We start from the raw sequence: 19,107 nt of genomic DNA, 5'->3' as shown, positions 1-19,107 counted from the left end.
GTATTCCCAGCTGTCACACACGTGACAGCCCCGCTTACAGGTGCCCCGCCCACGGGTGCCACGCGCCCGGGGGCCAGCGGCGGCGCGCCGGCGGCGCGAGAAGTGAGAAGGTGCGGGTGCGTCACCCCGTGGACCCGCAACGACTCACGTCTCGCGGGCGTCCGGGTCGCTCAGCGGCGGCGGAGGTCTCCGCGGCGGCTCGCCAGGTAGACCAGCACGCCGGCGATCACGGCGCAGCCCATGGTGGTCAGCCAATACGGGAGGGAACCCGCGGCATGGCCGGAGGTCGCCTGCACGATGCCGAGCACGAAGCTGACGACGGCGATCACGAATACGACGCCGGCGCAGCCGACCATCGCACGGCCGGTCGAATCGGTGTACTCGAGGAGCTGGCGCCACATGCTCCCATTCTCCCCCACGTTCCCCGCCGCTGCGGACGCCCGCGGCCGGGAACGAGGAAGGCCCCCGGCGCAGAGCGCCGAGGGCCTTCGATCGTACGGGACCTCAGTTGTAGGTTCCGGGGGTGTAGTCGTCCGAGCTGAAGCTGTCGAAGTCTACGAAGCTCAGGTCGTTCTCGCTGAACGCGGAGTCGTCGGCGAAGATGCGGTTGGGGTACCGCTCCGCCTTGGCCTCCTCCGTCGCCTCCACGGTGACGTTCCGGTAGCGCTGCAGGCCGGTACCGGCCGGGATGAGCTTACCGATGATGACGTTCTCCTTGAGGCCGATCAGCGGGTCGGACTTGCCCTCCATGGCCGCCTGCGTCAGGACGCGGGTGGTCTCCTGGAAGGACGCGGCCGACAGCCACGACTCGGTCGCCAGCGACGCCTTGGTGATACCCATGACCTCCTGACGGGCCGAGGCCGTCTTCTTGCCCTCCTGCAGCGCCGTGCGGTTGATCTCGTTGTACCGCGAACGGTCGACGAGCTCACCCGGCAGCAGGTCGGTGTCGCCGTGGTCGACGACGGTGACCTTGCGGAGCATCTGGCGGACGATGACCTCGATGTGCTTGTCGTGGATCGGCACACCCTGCGAGCGGTAGACGCCCTGCACGCCGCCGACGAGGTGCTTCTGCACCTCGCGGACACCCTTGACCCGGAGGACCTCCTTCGGGTCGACGGTGCCGACGATCAGCTGCTGACCGAGCTCGACGCGCTGTCCGTCCTCCACCAGGAGGGTCGAGCGCTTGAGCACCGGGTAGATGTGCGGCTCGTCGCCGTTGTCGGGGGTCAGGACGACCTTGCGGGACTTGTCCGTCTCCTCGATGACGATGCGGCCGGCGGCCTCGGCGATCGGGGACGCACCCTTGGGGGTGCGGGCCTCGAACAGCTCCTGGACGCGCGGCAGACCCTGGGTGATGTCGTCCGCGGAGGCCGAACCACCGGTGTGGAAGGTACGCATCGTCAGCTGGGTACCAGGCTCACCGATCGACTGGGCCGCGATGATGCCGACGGCCTCGCCGATGTCGACGAGCTTGCCGGTCGCGAGCGAACGGCCGTAGCAGGCGGCGCAGACGCCGACCGCGGACTCGCAGGTCAGGACCGAGCGGACCTTGATGTCCACCACACCGGCCGCGACCAGCTTGTCGATGAGCACGTCGCCCACGTCGTCACCGGCGGCGGCGACCACGGTGCCGTCCGGCGAGACCGCGTCGGCGGCCAGCGTCCGGGCGAACACCGAGTTCTCCACGTTCGGGTCACGGGTCAGGGTGCCGTCCTCGCCGACCGTCGCGATCGGGAGGTCGAGGCCCTTGGTCGTGCCGCAGTCGTCCTCGCGGATGATGACATCCTGCGAGACGTCCACCAGACGACGGGTCAGGTAGCCCGAGTCCGCCGTACGGAGGGCCGTGTCGGCCAGACCCTTACGGGCACCGTGCGTCGCGATGAAGTACTCCGCCACCGACAGCCCCTCGCGGTACGAGGAGATGATCGGGCGAGGGATGATCTCACCCTTCGGGTTGTTCACCAGACCACGCATACCGGCGATGTTGCGCACCTGCAGCCAGTTACCACGGGCGCCCGAGGTGACCATGCGGTTGATGGTGTTGTCGGCCGGGAAGTTGGCGCGCATCGCCTCGGCGACCTCGTTGGTGGCCTCGGTCCAGAGCTTCACCAGCTCCTGACGACGCTCGAGGTCGGTCGTGAGACCCTTCTCGAACTCCGCCGTGATCTTGGCGGCCTTCTTCTCGTAGCCCGCCACGATCTGGGGCTTGTTCGGCGGCGTGAGGATGTCGCTCAGCGCGACGGTCACACCGGAACGGGTGCCCCAGTAGAAGCCGGCGTCCTTGATCCGGTCGAGCGCCGCGGCGACCTCCACCTTCGGGTACCGCTCGGCGAGGGCGTTCACGATCGAGGAGATCATGCCCTTGTCGGCGACGGCCTCCACGTAGGGGTAGTCGGCCGGGAGCGCCTCGTTGAAGAGGGCGCGGCCCAGCGTGGTCTCCACGATCGCGGTGATCGGCTCGACACCCGTGTCCGCCGCGTCGGACGGCACGTAGTTGTCGAGACGGATCTTGACGGTGGCGTTCAGGTGCAGCGAGCCCTGGTCCTTGGCGAGGATCGCCTCGGAGACCGACGAGAACGCACGGCCCTCGCCCACAGCGCCCTCGCGGACGGTGGTGAGGTGGTGCAGACCGATGATCATGTCCTGCGAGGGCAGGGTGACCGGGCGGCCGTCGGACGGCTTCAGGATGTTGTTCGAGGCGAGCATCAGGATGCGGGCCTCGGCCTGGGCCTCCACCGACAGCGGCAGGTGCACGGCCATCTGGTCGCCGTCGAAGTCCGCGTTGAACGCGGCGCAGACGAGCGGGTGCAGCTGGATGGCCTTGCCCTCGACGAGCTGGGGCTCGAACGCCTGGATGCCCAGACGGTGCAGCGTGGGCGCGCGGTTCAGCAGCACGGGGCGTTCGCGGATGATCTCCTCGAGCACGTCCCACACCTGCGGGCGCGAACGCTCCACCATGCGCTTGGCGGCCTTGATGTTCTGAGCGTGGCTCAGGTCGATCAGGCGCTTGATCACGAACGGCTTGAACAGCTCCAGCGCCATCTGCTTGGGCAGACCGCACTGGTGCAGCTTGAGCTGCGGACCCACGATGATGACCGAACGGCCCGAGTAGTCCACGCGCTTTCCGAGCAGGTTCTGGCGGAAGCGTCCCTGCTTTCCCTTCAGCATGTCGCTGAGGGACTTGAGGGCGCGGTTGCCGGTACCCGTGACCGGGCGGCCGCGGCGGCCGTTGTCGAACAGCGCGTCGACGGCCTCCTGCAGCATCCGCTTCTCGTTGTTCACGATGATCTCGGGGGCACCGAGGTCGAGCAGACGACGCAGACGGTTGTTGCGGTTGATCACGCGGCGGTAGAGGTCGTTCAGGTCGCTGGTCGCGAAGCGGCCACCGTCGAGCTGCACCATCGGGCGCAGCTCCGGCGGGATGACCGGGACGACGTCGAGCACCATCGCGGCCGGCGAGTTGCCGGTCGCGAGGAACGACGAGACCACGCGCAGACGCTTGATCGCGCGGATCTTCTTCTGGCCCTTGCCGGTGGCGATCTGCTCGCGGAGCAGCTCGGCCTCGGCGGTCAGGTCGAACGCCTGCAGGCGGCGCTTGATCGACTCCGCGCCCATGTAGGCCTCGAAGTACAGGCCGTACCGGTCGATGAGTTCGTTGAAGTCCGCATCCTCCGGCTTGAGGTCGCCGACCTTGAGGGTGCGGAAGGACTCCCACACGCGCTCCAGCCGGGCGATGTCCTCGTCGAAGGACTTGCGGATCTGGCCCATCTCCTTCTCCGCCGCGTCCTTGACGCGACGCTTCTGGTCGGCCTTGGCGCCCTCCTCCTCGAGCGCTGCGAGGTCGACCTCGAGGCGCTGGAGGCGCTCGGCGACCCGGGAGTCGCGCTGGTCGGACAGCGTCTTGACCTCGAGGCGCAGCTCGTTCTCGAGTCCGGGCATGTCGGAGTGACGGCCCTCCTCGTCGACGCTGATCACCATGTAGGCGGCGAAGTAGATGACCTTCTCGAGGTCCTTCGGCGCCATGTCGAGCAGGTAGCCGAGACGGCTGGGCACACCCTTGAAGTACCAGATGTGCGTGACCGGGGCGGCGAGCTCGATGTGGCCCATGCGCTCACGACGGACGGAGGACTTGGTGACCTCCACGCCGCAGCGCTCGCACACGATGCCCTTAAAGCGGACGCGCTTGTACTTGCCGCACGAGCACTCCCAGTCACGCGACGGGCCGAAGATCTGCTCTCCGAAGAGACCGTCCTTCTCCGGCTTCAGCGTGCGGTAGTTGATGGTCTCCGGCTTCTTGACCTCGCCGTAGGACCAACGACGGATGTCGTCGGCGGTGGCCAGTCCGATACGCAGCTCATCAAAAGTTGTTGCGTCGAGCAATGTTCACTCTCTCCTGTTAAGAATTCGTCAGGTGGGTCTGGCTACCGGGTCAGATCTCGTCGATCGACGAGGACTCGAAGCGGGAGGAGATGTTGATGCCGAGCTCTTCCGCAGCGCGGAAGGCCTCGTCGTCCGCGTCGCGCAGGCTGACCTGCTGGCCGTCGGCCGAGAGGACCTCGACGTTCAGGCAGAGCGACTGCATCTCCTTGATGAGCACCTTGAAGGACTCCGGGATGCCCGGCTCCTGGATGTTCTCACCCTTGACGATGGCCTCGTAGACCTTGACGCGGCCGAGGATGTCATCCGACTTGATGGTCAGGAGCTCCTGCAGCGCGTACGCGGCGCCGTAGGCCTCGAGGGCCCACACCTCCATCTCACCGAATCGCTGTCCACCGAACTGCGCCTTACCACCGAGCGGCTGCTGGGTGATCATCGAGTACGGACCGGTCGAACGGGCGTGGATCTTGTCGTCGACCAGGTGGTGCAGCTTCAGGATGTACATGTAGCCGACCGAGATCGGGTCCGGGTACGGCTCGCCGGAGCGGCCGTCGAAGAGCTGGGTCTTGCCGGAGGATCCGATGAGGCGGTCGCCGTCGCGCGTCGGGAAGGTCGAGTCGAGCAGGCCCGCGATCTCCTCCTCCTTCGCGCCGTCGAACACCGGGGTGGCGACCTTGGTGCCGGGGGCCGCGCTGAACGCGGCCTCGGGCAGGTCGGCGGCCCACTTGGGCTTGCCCTTGACCTCCCAGCCGTTCTGGGCGATCCAGCCGAGGTGGATCTCCAGGACCTGGCCGAAGTTCATTCGACCGGGCACGCCCAGCGGGTTGAGGATCACGTCGACCGGGGTGCCGTCCGCGAGGAACGGCATGTCCTCGACGGGCAGGATCTTCGAGATGACGCCCTTGTTGCCGTGACGGCCGGCGAGCTTGTCACCCGCGGTGATCTTGCGCTTCTGGGCGATGTAGACCACCACGCGCTGGTTGACGCCCGAGCCGAGCTCGTCATCGCCGTCCTGCGAGTCGAAGACCTTGACACCGATGATGGTGCCCTCTTCGCCGTGGGGGACCTTGAGGGAGGTGTCGCGCACCTCGCGGCTCTTCTCGTTGAAGATCGCGCGGAGCAGGCGCTCCTCGGCCGAGAGCTCGGTCTCGCCCTTCGGCGTGACCTTGCCGACGAGGATGTCGCCGGGGCGCACCTCGGCGCCGATGCGGATGATGCCGCGCTCGTCGAGGTCGGCCAGGAGGTCCGGGCTGACGTTCGGGAGGTCGCGGGTGATCTCCTCCTTGCCGAGCTTGGTGTCGCGGGCGTCGACCTCGTACTCCTCGATGTGGATCGAGGAGAGGGTGTCGTCCTTCACCAGGTTCTGGCTGAGGATGATCGCGTCCTCGAAGTTGTGGCCCTCCCACGGCATGAACGCGATGAGCAGGTTCTTGCCGAGCGCGAGCTCGCCGTTCTCGGTCGCGGGGCCGTCAGCGACGACCTCCCCGGCCTCGATACGGTCTCCCTCGTCCACGATCACGCGGTGGTTGTACGACGTGCCCTGGTTCGAGCGGTCGAACTTGCGCAGGTAGTAGGTCTTGATCGTGCCGTCGTCCGCCTGGACGGTGACCGCGTCGGCCGAGACCTCGGTGACCACGCCGGACTTGTCGGCCGTGACCACGTCACCGGCGTCGATGGCCGCGAAGCCTTCCATACCGGTTCCGACGACCGGGCTCTCCGAGCGGAGCAGCGGCACCGCCTGGCGCTGCATGTTCGCACCCATGAGGGCTCGGTTGGCGTCGTCGTGCTCGAGGAAGGGGATCAGGGAGGTACCCACCGACACCATCTGGCGCGGGGAGACGTCCATGTAGCCGATCTCGTCGGCGGGGACGAGGTCGACCTCGCCGCCCTTCTGCCGGGCGAGGACGCGCTCCTCGGTGAAGTGGCCGTTCGAGTCGAGCGGGGCGTTGGCCTGCGCGACGACGAAGTCGTCCTCCTCGGAAGCGGTCAGGTAGTCGATCTGGTCGGTGACCCGGCCCTCGACGACCTTGCGGTACGGCGTCTCGATGAAGCCGAACGAGTTGATGCGCGCGAACGATGCGAGCGAGCCGATCAGGCCGATGTTCGGGCCTTCCGGGGTCTCGATCGGGCACATGCGGCCGTAGTGCGACGGGTGGACGTCACGGACCTCGACGCCGGCGCGCTCACGGCTCAGACCGCCGGGTCCGAGGGCCGAGAGGCGACGCTTGTGGGTCAGGCCCGCGAGCGGGTTGTTCTGGTCCATGAACTGCGAGAGCTGCGACGTTCCGAAGAACTCCTTGATCGCGGCGACGACGGGGCGCACGTTGATCAGGGTCTGCGGGGTGATCGCCTCGATGTCCTGCGTGGTCATGCGCTCGCGGACGACGCGCTCCATGCGGGAGAGGCCGGTGCGGACCTGGTTCTGGATGAGCTCGCCGACGGCGCGGATACGACGGTTGCCGAAGTGGTCGATGTCGTCGACGTCGAGGCGGATGTCGGCCGGCTGACCGTTGCGGAGGCCCTTGAACGTGGTCTGGCCGTCGTGCAGGGAGACCAGGTACTTGATCGTCGCGATGATGTCCTGGACGGTCAGCACCGAGTCCGTCAGCGGGGCCTCGAGGCCGAGCTTGCGGTTGATCTTGTAGCGGCCGACCTTGGCGAGGTCGTAGCGCTTCGGGTTGAAGTAGAAGTTGTCGAGGAGCGCACGCGCGGCCTCGGCGGCGACCTGCTCACCCGGACGCAGCTTGCGGTAGATGTCCTTGAGCGCCTCCTCCTTGGTGAGGATGGCGTCCTTCTCGAGGGTCAGCTCGATCGACTGGAAGCCGGCGAACTCGGAGAGGATCTCCTCGCTGGTCAGACCGAGCGCCTTGAGGAAGACGGTGACGGACTGCTTGCGCTTGCGGTCGATGCGGACGCCGACCTGGTCGCGCTTGTCGATCTCGAACTCGAGCCAGGCTCCACGGCTCGGGATGATGCGTGCCGAGTAGATGTCCTTGTCGGAGGTCTTGTCGGCCGTGGCCTCGAAGTAGACGCCCGGTGAGCGGACGAGCTGCGACACGACGACACGCTCGGTGCCGTTGATGATGAAGGTGCCTCGCTCGGTCATGAGCGGGAAGTCGCCCATGAAGACCGTCTGGGTCTTGATCTCACCCGTGAGGTGGTTCATGAACTCGGCCTCGACGTAGAGCGGGGCGGCGTAGGTCTTGCCCTTCTCCTTGCACTCGTCGATCGAGTACTTCTTCTCCTCGAGGAACGGGTTGGTGAAGGAGAGCTGCATGGTCTCACCGAGGTCCTCGATGGGAGAGATCTCCTCGAAGATCTCCTCGAGTCCGGTGCTCCCGGGCAGATCCTGGCGACCCTGGGCCTCGGCTTCGGCGACGCGGGCCTTCCACGCGTCGTTGCCGACCAGCCAGTCGAAGCTCTCGGTCTGCAGAGCGAGCAGGTCGGGAACCGTCAGGGTGTCCGTGATCTTGGCGAACGAGAGACGGGATGCGCCTCGTCCGTTCTTGGGTGTCTTGTCAGTGTTGGTTGCGTTGCGCGCAGCAGCCAATGAAATAACCTCCGTGGGCCCCGCCGGGCCGGTTACTGTCGGTCAGTGATATGTCGATGTCAGGACGAGTGTTCTGATGAACAGCCACTCCCAGCGATGCACGGACGCCGTATATGACTCGGATGACCGAGCCCAGACGCGCGCGGGGAAAGACGAAGCCGACCGCAATATGAAGGCGAAAGATCTGACTGGGAGCGCAAAGAACAACTATATGTCAAAAGGGCGCGCCGTGTCCAGTCTTTTCTTGACCGGGGGTGTGGATGTGCTGTATAACCCGGCGCAAGACTCTGCTATTCCGCCCGAATCCGCGAGATCCCGGGCTTTTCAGCGCCGCGTCGGGAGGCTGTCGATCGTCGCGGCGAGGGCCGTCTCGCGCGAACGCGGACTCCAGCCGAGCAGATCCCGTGCCTTTTCCGAGGTGCCCCGGCGCTTCACGCCGATGTCGGGCAGCGCGTCGCGGACCGTCCGGCTCACGGGCGCGATCAGGCGCAGCATCCACTCGGGCATGACCTTCGTCGGGACCCGCCGCGCGGCCTCCTCGCCGAGACGCCCGCGGATGAACGCGGCGACCTGCTGCGCACTCATCACCTCCCCGGCGACGGCGAGGAAACGTTCGCCCGCGGCCTCCGGCCGGGTCATCGCCAGCAGGTGCAGCGACGCGACGTCACGCACGTCGACGATGCCGAACCACACGTCGGGCAGGCGCGGGAGCCGGCCGTCCCGCACGAGGCGGATCAGCTCGACCGAGCTCGAGACGCCCGGACCGAGCACCGGCCCGAGGATGCCGACCGGGTTGACGACGGCCAGCTGGAGCGCCCCTCCCTCGCTCTCGACGAACCGCCACGCCGCACGTTCGGCGATCGTCTTCGACTGCGCGTACGGGCTCACCGGTCTTCCGCTGTCGAGCTCGGTCCAGTCGCGCTCGGTGAACAGCCGGTCGGCCGGCTCGTGGCCGTAACCGATCGCGGCGAACGACGACGTCTGCACGACGCGTTCCACCCCGGCGGCGCGGGCGGCGCGGAGCACGCGCAGGGCGCCGTCGCGGGCGGGGACGATCAGCTCGCCCGGGTCCTTCGGCTGACGCGACGGGAACGGGGAGGCGACGTGCAGCACGAAACGGCAGCCGTCCACCGCCTCGGCCCAGCCGTCGTCCCGCGTCAGGTCGGCGATCGCGAAGGTCAGGCGCTCCCCCGGGTCGTCGACGCCGGCGACCGCGAGCTGGGCGCGCACGTCGGCGGCACGGGCGGGCGAGCGCACACTGGCGCGGACGTCGTAGCCGGCCTGGAGGAGGGCCGCGACGCAGTGCGCTCCGACGAACCCCGATCCCCCCGTCACCAGCACCCGGTCCGTCATGCCGTCATCCTCCTCCGCCTCGGTGATCGGCGGTAGTCACCGGGCGGGCGACGGGACCGGCGATCTGCTCAGGAGCGGACGAGGGCGATCGCCTGGGCGCGGTCGCGCACGGCGAGCTTGGCGAAGATCGCGTTGATGTGCGTCTTGACCGTCGCCACGCTGACGAACAGCGCCGCCGCGATCTCCGGATTGCTCCGGCCGTCGCCGACGAGCGCGAGGACCTCGGCCTCGCGCGGCGTGAGCGCGGGGAAGCGGGCGAGCAGTCCCGCCGCCGGGGACTCCGGCTGCGCGACGGCGGGAGCGGGAGCAGAGGTGAGCGAGCTGACGATGCGCGCCCCGACCTCGGGCGCGAAGGTGGACTGGCCGTTCGCCACGGCCCGGACGGCGGCGGCCAGCTCGGCGCGTCCGGCGTCCTTGGTGAGGTAGCCGCGGGCACCCGCCCGCAGCGCCGCGAGGATGGACTCGTCGTCGGCGTACGTCGTGAGCACCAGGACGGCGGTGCCCGGCGCCTCGCGGGTGATCCGCTCGGTGGCGGCGACGCCGTCCACGCCCGGCATCCGCAGATCCATCAGGGCGACGTCGGGCCGTTCGGCCACGGCGAGCGCGACCGCCTGCTCGCCGTCGGCGGCCTCCCCCACCACCGTGACGTCGGGAAGGAGCCCGAGGACCGTGACGAGGCCGTCGCGGATGATGGCCTGGTCGTCGGCGACGATCACGCGGATCGTCCGCTGCTCGTCACTCATGCCAGCCTCGCCTCGACGGTCACCGTGAACCGGTCCCCCTCGGCGTCCGCCGTTGCCGCGCCGCCGAGCGGGAGGGCGGCGAAGCGCTCGCGCATGCCCTCCAGCCCACGGCCCCCTCCACTGCGGGCGAGCGGACTCCGGGCGCCCGTGCTGCGGGCGACCGTGCTGCGGGCGAGAGGGTCGCCGGCGAGCGCACTGCCGGAGTCGGTGCCGGCGGGGAGCGGATTGGAGACGCGCAGGGTCACCCGGTCATCCTGCCAGGAGAGCTCGCCCTCGACGGGTTGTCCCGGCGCGTGTTTGCGGGCGTTGACCAGCGACTCCTGGAGGGCTCGCTGCAGCGCGGCGGCCTGGGCCGCCGACAGCGCGCGCGGCGTCCCCGAGACCGTCAGGGCGGCCACGCCGCCGAGCGCCCGGTGGGCGCCGATCAGATCGTCGAGGTCGACGGCGAACGCCTCCGGGCCCACCGTCGCCGCCGCGGCCGCCCCCGGGTCGCGGAGCGCCGCCACCGCGCGCCGGGCATCCGCCAAGCCGTCCACCGCCAGGCCCCGGGCGTCGATCACCCGGCGTCGCGCCGCCTCGACGTCCCCGGCCTCCAGCACCGCGTCGACCGCGTCGAGCTGGACGACCAGCCCGCCGAGACTGTGCGCGAGCACATCGTGGAGATCGCGGGCGAGGGTGATCCGTGCCGTCTCCTCCCGGATGGCCGCCTCGCGCTCGCGCAGGAGGACGGCCTGCTCCTCCGAACGGCGGAACTGGCGACGGCTCAACCCGGCGAAGACGCCGAGCAGGACGCCGGCGAGCTCGCCGAGCACGGCGACCACCGGCGAGTCGAACGGGAGCGCGCCCGCCACGATCAATGCGATGGAGGCCGTGGCGACGACGAGCCCGAGGAGGAGGGGTCGACGGACATCGCCGATCAGCGCCAGGACCGCCACGATCACCGGCACCACGGCGATCCCGTCCGTCCCCGGTGTCGCGATCGCGCCCGCGGCGGCCGACACCAGTGCGAGCACCAGGGCCGTGCGGCGGGCGTCCAGGACCGCGCACAGACTGCGGGCGATCCAGGTGACCACGGCGAGCAGCCCCAGGACCAGCACCCAGCCCGGGCGGTCCGCCGAGTGGGAGCCGACGATGGAGTACGCGACGAAGCCGGCGCCCACGATGTTGAGCGTGAGCGCCAGCCAGCCGGGCCAGGTCGAAGAGGTCACAGCACCATCATGCTGCGAGGGCGCGGTGCCGATCGAGACGCGCCGCGAAGACCGCGGTGCGCGCCGCCCGGTTCGCCGCGAAGACCAGCAGGATGGCTCCGGTCGCCGCGGCCAGGTGCGAGCCCGCCTGTGTGGCCGCCACGTCCACCCCGACGCGGACGGCGATGACCGCCACCCACAGCACCAGCCCGAGCACACCGGTGCGCGACTCGTACACGGCGATGTCGCGGCCGTCCTTGCCGGTGGCCACCGGCTGCGGGAGCGGGCGGAATCGGGCGATCGAGCCCATCCAGGCGCCGATGCCGAGCGAGAGCAGCAGCTCCCCCACGATCACGGCGAGGTCGAGCGCGGTCAGCTGGGTCGGCTTCACCTGCTGCACCAGCAGCACGGCTCCCACGATGGCGAGGATCGCCGGCCCACGCCACATCCGGGCCACCACGACCGGCCGCCACACGAGTTGCTTGTATCCCACCCATCCGATGAGCAGCAGGATGAGCACCGCGTTCCCGAGCGTCTGAACCGTCATGACGAGCCTTCCCGGCCGGAGCCTCCGACCTACCCCTTCAGCGTGACGCGAGGCGGCCGCGGGCGGCACCGCCCTGGGGTGGAGACGCGGGTGGAGATCGGCGGGTGGAGGCCGGTGCGTGCAGGCCGACGGCGCGGGGCCAGGTCCGGCGACGGCACCGGGCTACGCTGGAGCCCGTGCCAGAGAACCCGTCGGTCGTCCTGTCCGAGAGCGGCTTCACCGCCAGCGTGGAGCCGGACCGGTTCGTGCCCGGCGCCTACCAGCTCGTCGTCGACGGGACGCCCCAGTCGCACGTGAACCTGGACGATCCCGCGCAGCTGTTCTTCGAGTACGTGCAGCGGATGGGCAATGTGATCGACCTGATCGGCGAGCCCGGTGAACCCATCACGGCGGTGCATCTGGGGGCGGGTGCTCTGACGCTCCCCCGGTACGTCGCGTACACACGCCCGGGGTCGCGGCAGCAGGTCGTTGAGCTGGAGAGCCGGCTGGTGGATCTGGTGCGCCAGGAACTGCCGCTGCCGCGCTACGCGCAGATCCGCATCCGGCACGGCGACGCGCGCGAGGTGGTGGGCAAGCTGCCCGCGGGTCTGCGCGGCGAGGTCGACCTGCTCGTGATCGACATCTTCAGCGGCGCACGGACTCCGGCGCATGTGACGAGCATCGAGTTCTACCGCTCGGCGGTGTCGCTGCTGAAGCCCGGCGGGATCGTGCTGGTGAACGTCGCCGACGGGCCGCCGCTCGCGTTCGCGCGGAGCCAGGTGTCCACGCTGGGCGCGGCCGTCGACCATGTGGCGGCCCTGGCAGAGACGCAGGTGCTCAAGGGGCGCCGGTTCGGGAACGTGGTGCTGGTCGGCTCGAACGCACCGTTGCCGATGGAGTGGCTGCCGCGCCTGCTCGCCAGCGGCCCGCACCCGGCCAAGGCGGTCGCGGGCGAGGAGCTGCGCGCGTTCGCGGCGAGCGCCGCGATCGTGACGGATGCGACCAGCGTGCCCTCGCCGCCTCCCGCGCGGAGCATCTTCCAGACCGGCAACCGGCGCGACTGAGCGCGCCGCGGGGTCGCGAAACGTCGCTCCCCCCTCACCGGAGCGACAGGATGCGACCCCGGCAGTCGCGGGGTCGCGAAACGTCGCTCCCCCCTCACCGGAGCGACAGGATGCGACCCCGGCAGTCGCGGGGTCGCCGTCAGGCGCGGCGGAAGGTGACCGTCTGGCCGGGGCGCGCCTGCGCCAGGAGGTCGAGGGAGGCCTCGGCGACGACGACGATGACGGGGTAGCCGCCGGTGACCGGGTGGTCGGCGAGCAGCACGGTGGGCCGGCCGTCGGGCGAGACCTGCACGGAGCCGGCGACCATCGGCTCGCTCGGGAGCTCGGCAGCGATGCGCCGTTCGAGCAGGGGTCCGGCGTGCCGCCCCGCCGCGGGCGGGTCGAGACGCACGCCGACCCGACTGCTCTCCGCGCTGACGGTCCAGGCCACGTCGTGCACGGCGTCGAAAGCCGCGTCGGTGAACCAGTCCGCGCGCGGACCGCGGTGGGCTCGGAGTTCGATCGGGCCCTGCGTCGGCGTGCTGAGCGGGACGAAGTCCAGTGCGGCGACCGCGCCGCGCTCGGCGCCGAGTCGGAGCAGGTCCCCGGCGCGCACCGGGGCGGGGCCGAGACCGGCCAGCGAGTCCCACGAGCGGGAGCCGAGCACCGGGTCCATGTCGATGCCGCCCCGCACGGTCAGGTAGTGCCGCATCCCGTGGTCCGGCCTCCCGACGCGCAGTACGGCACCCGCCGGCGCCTGCACAGCGAGATGCGGGTCGACAGGGCGGCCATCGAGCTCGAGGCCCCCTTCGGCTCCGGTCACGGCGAACCAGGCGGCCGACTCGAAACGGACGACCAGCCCGCCGAGCAGCAGCTCCAGACCCGCCGCCCCCTCCTCATTGCCCAGCAGGCGGTTCCCGAGGCGGAGCGCCGCCCGGTCGAGTGCGCCCGACGGGCTGACGCCGAGCGCCGCCCAGCCGGGTCGGCCGAGATCCTCGACGAGGGCGAGCGGCCCCGTCTCCAGCACGCGCAGGGTCACGGCGCCTCCCGGAACCGCACCGACACGCCTGGCCGCAGCAGCGCGGGCGGATCGGCCGCGACGTCCCACAGCACCAGGTCGGTCGTGCCGATCAGCTGCCAGCCTCCCGGGCTCGAGCGCGGGTACACACCGCTGAACTCGCCGGCCAGGCCGACGGCCCCGGCCGGGACGGACGTGCGCGGTGTCGCCCGGCGCGGCACCCGGAGCCGTTCGTGATCGGTGACGAGATAGCCGAAGCCGGGGGCGAATCCTCCGAAGGCGACCCGCCACGGCGAGGAGGTGTGCAGCGAGACCAGCTCCGCGGGCGTGAGCGTGAGCAGGGCGGCGGCCTCGGCGAGATCGGGGCCGTCGTAGCGCACCGGGATCTCGACCACGGTCTGCTCCGCCGGCGCGGCCGGGCGGGGGCGGGTGCGCTCGATCCAGGCCTGGGCCGCGCTGAGCGGAAGCACGCGCGGGTCGACGACGACCCCCACGGTTCGCGCGGCGGGGACGAGATCGACGACACCGGCCGGCCGCTCGGCATCCAGCGCGCGGTACAGGGCGAGGACGTCGTCGAGGCTGTCCAGTTCGGCGAGCAGTGCCCGCTCGCCCGAGGGGAGGACGCGCACGCTCACGCGAACGCCTCGATCACGACCCCGGCGTCGTCCAGCCGGCTCCGCACCGCGCGCGCCATCTCCACGGCGCCCGGCGAATCGCCGTGCACGCACAGGGAGTCGACGTCGACGGCGATGTCCGTGCCGTCGATCGCGACGACGCGGCCCTCGGCGACCAGTCGCAGAGCGCGCTCGGCGATGCCGGAGTCGCCGTGCAGCACGGCGCCGGGCTCGGTGCGCGGGACGAGGGTGCCGTCGGCCCGGTAGGCGCGGTCGACGAAGGCTTCGCGCACGAACCGCAGCCCGGCCTCGGACGCCTCCCGTTCGATCGCGGACCCGGCCAGCCCGAGCAGCGCGAGCGCCGGGTCGAAGGCGGCGACCGCCCGGGCCACCGCGCGCGCCTGCGCGGTGTCGTGGACGATGCGGTTGTAGAGCGCGCCGTGCGGCTTCACGTACGCCACCCGGGCGCCGGCGACGCGGGCGATGCCGGTGAGCGCGGAGAGCTGGTAGAGCGTCTCCGCCCGGAGGTCGTCGGGCGCGACGTCCATCGCGCGGCGACCGAACCCCGCCAAGTCGCGATAGGAGACGTGCGCGCCGACGGCCACGTCGCGGGCGGCAGCGGTGCGGCAGGTGGCGAGCATGGTCGCGGGATCGCCCGCGTGGAATCCGCAGGCGACGTTCGCGCTGGTGACGATCCGCAGCAGCGCGTCGTCGTCCCCCATCGTCCAGGCGCCGAAGGACTCGCCGAGGTCGCAGTTCAGGTCGACGGAGCGTGCCATCCCCCTATTGTGGCGTGCCGGTCGATCACGGCGTACCCGTCGATCACGGCGTACCCATCGATCACGGCGTGCCCGTCGAGCACGGCGTACCCGTCGCGGCGCGGCTATCGTGCCGTGCGGGCTCCGGCGCGGGCACGATGGGCGCGGACCTTGGCCCGGTTGCCGCACCGCTGCATGGAGCACCAGCGTCGGTTGCCGCTACGCGACGTGTCCAGGTAGACCAGCTCGCAGTCGTCCGCCGAGCACTCGCGGATGCGGCCGTCCGCCCCGGGACCGAAGAGGCGCACCGCGTCGCGCGCGACGGAGCCCAGCGCCTGATGCGGCCGCGCGTTGGTGCGGCCGGCCTGCCGTCCGCCGCCCGGAAGGACGGGAGGGATGTCCGGCGTGGCGGCGAAGAGGTTGACGACGTCCACGTCGTCCGGCGCGAGCGCCTCGCCCCGGCTGGCGTGCCGCGCGAGGCGGCCGATCGCGGAGCGCAGGGCGGAGGCGTCGCGGAACTCGCGCTCGCCGGCCGTGGGGGCCACCTCGGGGAAGCGGTCGACGAGCCACTCGTTGAGACCGGCGGAATCGCTCACCGGCTGGGACGCGTCGGGACGGTCGAGACCGCCGGTGTAGGCGAAATCGAGAGCGAGGGACCCGGAGTCGAACCACCAGCGCGGGCCGTCCGCGTCCTCCATCCACTGTCCGGTGCCGCGGGGGAGGAGGGAGTCGGTGGCCATGTAACCAATATATCCGGTTACATGTGAGGCACCCGCTCAGACGGATCTCCAGCAGGCTATCGCACCCGGGAGCCGGCGCCGGGACGGCGCATCCGCCCGATCGGCTGCGATACTGACGGGATGACCGCGACCCGCCCCGATCCCGCCGCCGCGCTCGAAGGAGCCACCGTCCGCCTCCGCGCGCTCACGCTCGACGACCTCCCGGACCTCTTCGACGCCATCGGGCGCCCCGAGGTCTTCGCCGGCGGGTGGGGCGGAGGCCCGGCCGCGTACCGCGACACCTACGAGGAGTGGCGCGCGTTCGTCCTCCGCTACCTCGCCTGGGACAGCGGCAACGTGACCGCGGTGACCCTGCGCGACGGCGACCGGATCGTGGGGACGACCACGCTGGGCGACTTCGACCTCGCGAACGGCTCCGCCCACATCGGCTGGACCGCCTACGCCCCCGAGGTCTGGGGCACCCGGGTGAACGCGGAGACCAAGCGTCTGCTGCTCGGTGCGGCGTTCGACCACGGTTTCGAGCGGATCAAGCTGCAGGCGGATGTGCTCAACGAGCGCTCCCGTGCGGCGATCCTCCGTCTGGGCGCGCAGTTCGAGGGCGTGCTCCGGCACACGCAGCCGCGCGCCGACGGCAGTTGGCGCGATACCGCCGTCTACTCGATCCTCAGCGAGGAATGGCCCGTGGTGCGCGCCGGGCTCGATGAACGGCTGGCGGCCCAGTCGGCCTGACCGGCGCGACGGCTAGCGCAGCGCCCGCGTCTCGGCGCCGTCGGCTTCGCGCGCGGCGGCCGCGGCCGTGCGGCGCTGGGCCGACGTCACCTCACGGTGCTGCCACGAGATGAGGTTCGCGGCGTCGAAGCGCCGGCTGCACGCCCCGCAGGCCAATGCCCGTGCGGGCTTGCGGTACCGGTAGTGCGTGTGGCCGTTGGGGCACGTGCCGACCCAGGGCGCCAGGTCGTCCGCGATGGCGCCGCCGTGCAGTCGTTTGCCCTCGTAGCCGAGGTCGATCGCGATCGCCCGCCAGCGCGGACCGTGCCCGGCCCGCGAGCCCGCCAGCGCGTGGGCGACCTCGTGCAGCAGCACCTGGTGGATCTCGTCGTCGTCGTAGCGGGTCGCCAGATAGCGCGACACGGTGATCGTCTTCGTCGTGTAGTTGCACAGCCCGGCCCGGGTCTTGGCGTTGTCGAAGCCGAAGGTCCACACGGCCGGGTCGAGGTGGAGGGCGATCAGAGCATCGGCCCAGTGTCGCACGCGGTCCAGCTCCGCCATCAGTGCCTCGCCTCCAGCGTGAGCACGCGCGTCCGGGCGGCGCGGGAGGCGGTGCGTCCGGTCATGCCCCGCATCCTACGCGGGCGGGCGCGAGCGTTCCAGAGCACGCCCGCGAGACGGGGTCCGTCATTCCGCGCGGTCGCCGCCCTCGGCGTGCTGAGCCTCGGAGAGGGACTGCACCACCGCGACGGCCGTGAGGGCGCCCTCGATCTCAGCGGGCGACGCCCCGAGCTTCTCGCGCAGGAAGACGGCGGCGGTCATGTCGGAGAGGGCGTTGTCGTAGTCCTTCATGTCGAAGTAGACCTTGCCCCGGCTCTGGATCGCGAACGCCTCCAGAGCCGTCCACTCACGCCCGCGGGCCTCCATCACACAGTCGCTGAGCTCGACGACGGCCTCGTCGTACTTGCCGAGGTACTGGAGCACCTGGGCGCGACGGATGCGCGCCCCGATCAACTGCTCGCGGTCGCCGGTGAAGCGGGCCTGGCGCACGGCCTCCGTGCCGATGGTCAGGGCTTCGTCGAGACGGTCGAGCAGGCGCAGCAGAACGGTCTTCTCGTTGAGCGCGCTCATGCTGCGCAGGTTGCCGAGCTCGTCCAACCGGTCGCCGGCAGCGCGCAAGTCGACGCGCTCGCGCAAGGTGGACGGATCGTATCCGAGGATGATGTTCAGGGTTCTGCTCCCGAATCGTGCGGTTCGGCATCCAGACTACCTGCCGCACGGCCGGTCACCGGGCCACGACCGCGCGGGTTCAGCCCGGGAGGCGCGCCGGGTCCGCAGGCGCGAGCGTCACCTCCAGCAGCCGATCGTCCCCGGAGCGCGGATCGCCGCGCCCGTCCGTGTTGTTCGTCAGCACCCAGAGCCGGTCCCCGCGGGCCACCACGTCACGGAGGCGACCGTACGTCCCGTCGAGGAACGCCTCCGCCGTCACGGGCGCACCACCCGCCGTCGACCACACCGTCCAGAGACGCTCGCCGCGCAGCGCGGCGATGAAGATCGTGTCCCCGACGACGGCCAGCCCGCTCGGACTCGCGTCGGAGGTGCGCCACTGCTGCACCGGGTCGGTGTACGCCGGGTCGCTGCCGATGCCTTCGACCACCGGCCAGCCGTAGTCGGCACCCGGGCGGATGATGTTGAGCTCGTCCCAAGTGTTCTGGCCGAACTCGCTCGCCCACATCGTGCCGTGCGCGTCCCACCCGATCCCCTGCGGGTTGCGATGGCCGTAGCTCCACACCGGCGACCCGGGGAACGGGTTGTCGCCGGGCACCCGGCCGTCCGGCGACACCCGGAGGATCTTGCCGCCCAACGACGCGAGGTCCTGGGCGTTCGATGTGGTCCCGGCGTCGCCGACGGTGACGTACAGCATCCCGTCCGGTCCGAAGGCGATCCGGCCGCCGTTGTGGTTGGTGCCCTTCGGCAGCCCCGAGACGACGGTCTCGGATGTGCCGAGCGTGTAGTCGCCCGGGACCCCGTCGAGGGGCATCCGCACGACTCGATTGTCCTGCGCGGTCGTCTCGTAGGCATAGAGGTGCGCCGGGGCCGGACCGGGCGGCACCGCGAGGCCGAGCAGTCCGCCCTCGCCCGCGTGGACGACACCCGGCACCGTGCCGACATCGCGCAGGCCGCCCTGCGGCAGGCGCTCCCGCACCAGCCCGGAGTCGCGTTCGCTGATCAGGGCCGCGCCGCTCGGGAGTGGGACGACCGACCACGGCGCCACGAGCCCGGTCTCCAGCACGGTCGCGTCGCCGGCCGGCCGGAGCGGCACCGCCGTCACGGGCGACGACGTGCCGGTCGGGCGCGGCTGTGCGGCCGGCGGGGACACGGGAGCCGACGACGACGGCGGGGAGCCGGGAGTGCACCCGACGAGGGTCACGAGCGCGACGAGCGCGACGGCGACGACGGCGGCACGAGCAGACCGTTCGCGGGGCATCG

16 protein-coding genes are annotated in these 19,107 nt (G+C 70.8%); 2 read left to right on the top strand and 14 right to left on the bottom strand.

The features are described 5' to 3' along the window. Window positions 1-170 precede the first annotated feature (170 nt). From U870_RS0106380 to U870_RS0106350, 7 genes are all read right to left on the bottom strand, one after another. A complete protein-coding gene (locus U870_RS0106380) occupies window positions 171-401 on the bottom strand; it encodes a hypothetical protein (RefSeq protein WP_025156582.1) in 231 nt (76 codons plus the stop codon). A gap of 103 nt (window positions 402-504) precedes the next feature. Then, window positions 505-4,380, bottom strand: coding sequence for a DNA-directed RNA polymerase subunit beta' (gene rpoC, locus U870_RS0106375; protein ID WP_025156581.1), 3,876 nt, complete (start codon window positions 4,378-4,380; stop codon window positions 505-507). A 49-nt stretch (window positions 4,381-4,429) separates the two neighbouring features. Beyond that, complete coding sequence (gene rpoB, locus U870_RS0106370) at window positions 4,430-7,927, bottom strand: DNA-directed RNA polymerase subunit beta (protein WP_025156580.1); 3,498 nt, start codon at window positions 7,925-7,927, stop codon at window positions 4,430-4,432. Between the two features lie 324 nt (window positions 7,928-8,251). Further along, the gene (locus U870_RS0106365) at window positions 8,252-9,280 is read right to left on the bottom strand and encodes an SDR family oxidoreductase (protein WP_025156579.1); all 1,029 of its coding nucleotides are present in this window, start codon (window positions 9,278-9,280) and stop codon (window positions 8,252-8,254) included. Window positions 9,281-9,348: 68 nt separating this feature from the next. Then, window positions 9,349-10,023, bottom strand: a complete 675-nt coding sequence (locus U870_RS0106360) for a response regulator transcription factor (protein WP_025156578.1) — start codon at window positions 10,021-10,023, stop codon at window positions 9,349-9,351. Further along, window positions 10,020-11,231 (bottom strand): sensor histidine kinase, encoded by a 1,212-nt coding sequence (locus tag U870_RS0106355; protein ID WP_025156577.1) that lies wholly within the window; start codon window positions 11,229-11,231, stop codon window positions 10,020-10,022. Before U870_RS0106355 ends, U870_RS0106360 begins: the two co-directional genes overlap by 4 nt. A 7-nt stretch (window positions 11,232-11,238) precedes the next feature. Continuing rightward, entirely contained in the window at window positions 11,239-11,757 is a 519-nt protein-coding gene (locus U870_RS0106350; protein WP_025156576.1) for a hypothetical protein, read from the bottom strand. A 176-nt stretch (window positions 11,758-11,933) separates the two neighbouring features. On the opposite strand from U870_RS0106350, the gene U870_RS0106345 reads away from it, so the two are divergent. Then, window positions 11,934-12,800 carry a spermidine synthase gene (locus U870_RS0106345; RefSeq protein ID WP_025156575.1) on the top strand — a complete coding sequence of 289 codons (867 nt, stop codon included), beginning with the start codon at window positions 11,934-11,936 and terminating at the stop codon, window positions 12,798-12,800. 139 nt (window positions 12,801-12,939) lie between these two features. Here the strand turns inward: U870_RS0106345 and U870_RS0106340 are convergent, their stop codons facing one another. The 4 genes from U870_RS0106340 to U870_RS0106325 form a co-directional block, all read right to left on the bottom strand. Beyond that, window positions 12,940-13,818 carry a biotin-dependent carboxyltransferase family protein gene (locus tag U870_RS0106340; protein ID WP_029947278.1) on the bottom strand — a complete coding sequence of 293 codons (879 nt, stop codon included), beginning with the start codon at window positions 13,816-13,818 and terminating at the stop codon, window positions 12,940-12,942. Then, window positions 13,815-14,432 (bottom strand): 5-oxoprolinase subunit PxpB, encoded by a 618-nt coding sequence (gene pxpB / locus U870_RS0106335; protein WP_043709583.1) that lies wholly within the window; start codon window positions 14,430-14,432, stop codon window positions 13,815-13,817. Before pxpB ends, U870_RS0106340 begins: the two co-directional genes overlap by 4 nt. Continuing rightward, window positions 14,429-15,190, bottom strand: a complete 762-nt coding sequence (locus U870_RS0106330) for a LamB/YcsF family protein (protein WP_025156572.1) — start codon at window positions 15,188-15,190, stop codon at window positions 14,429-14,431. The genes pxpB and U870_RS0106330 overlap by 4 nt, the downstream gene beginning before the upstream one ends. Window positions 15,191-15,294: 104 nt before the next feature. Then, window positions 15,295-15,909, bottom strand: a complete 615-nt coding sequence (locus U870_RS0106325) for a CGNR zinc finger domain-containing protein (protein WP_025156571.1) — start codon at window positions 15,907-15,909, stop codon at window positions 15,295-15,297. A 120-nt stretch (window positions 15,910-16,029) separates the two neighbouring features. Between U870_RS0106325 and U870_RS0106320 the strand changes: the two genes are divergently transcribed. Further along, the gene (locus tag U870_RS0106320; RefSeq protein WP_025156570.1) at window positions 16,030-16,638 is read left to right on the top strand and encodes a GNAT family N-acetyltransferase; all 609 of its coding nucleotides are present in this window, start codon (window positions 16,030-16,032) and stop codon (window positions 16,636-16,638) included. Window positions 16,639-16,650: 12 nt separating this feature from the next. Here U870_RS0106320 and U870_RS0106315 read toward each other — a convergent pair whose 3' ends face one another. The 3 genes from U870_RS0106315 to U870_RS0106305 form a co-directional block, all read right to left on the bottom strand. Further along, window positions 16,651-17,178: a SprT-like domain-containing protein gene (locus tag U870_RS0106315; RefSeq protein WP_025156569.1), complete on the bottom strand. Its 528-nt coding sequence runs from the start codon at window positions 17,176-17,178 to the stop codon at window positions 16,651-16,653. 126 nt (window positions 17,179-17,304) lie between these two features. Next, window positions 17,305-17,814 carry a hypothetical protein gene (locus U870_RS0106310; protein WP_240183642.1) on the bottom strand — a complete coding sequence of 170 codons (510 nt, stop codon included), beginning with the start codon at window positions 17,812-17,814 and terminating at the stop codon, window positions 17,305-17,307. A gap of 112 nt (window positions 17,815-17,926) precedes the next feature. Continuing rightward, window positions 17,927-19,105, bottom strand: a complete 1,179-nt coding sequence (locus U870_RS0106305; RefSeq protein WP_025156567.1) for a PQQ-dependent sugar dehydrogenase — start codon at window positions 19,103-19,105, stop codon at window positions 17,927-17,929. Window positions 19,106-19,107 lie beyond the last annotated feature (2 nt).

The sequence above is a fragment of the Leifsonia aquatica H1aii genome (assembly GCF_000633535.1).
Classification (GTDB): Bacteria; Actinomycetota; Actinomycetes; order Actinomycetales; family Microbacteriaceae; genus Leifsonia; species Leifsonia aquatica_A.
This window is presented reverse-complemented; position numbering and strand designations above follow the sequence as displayed.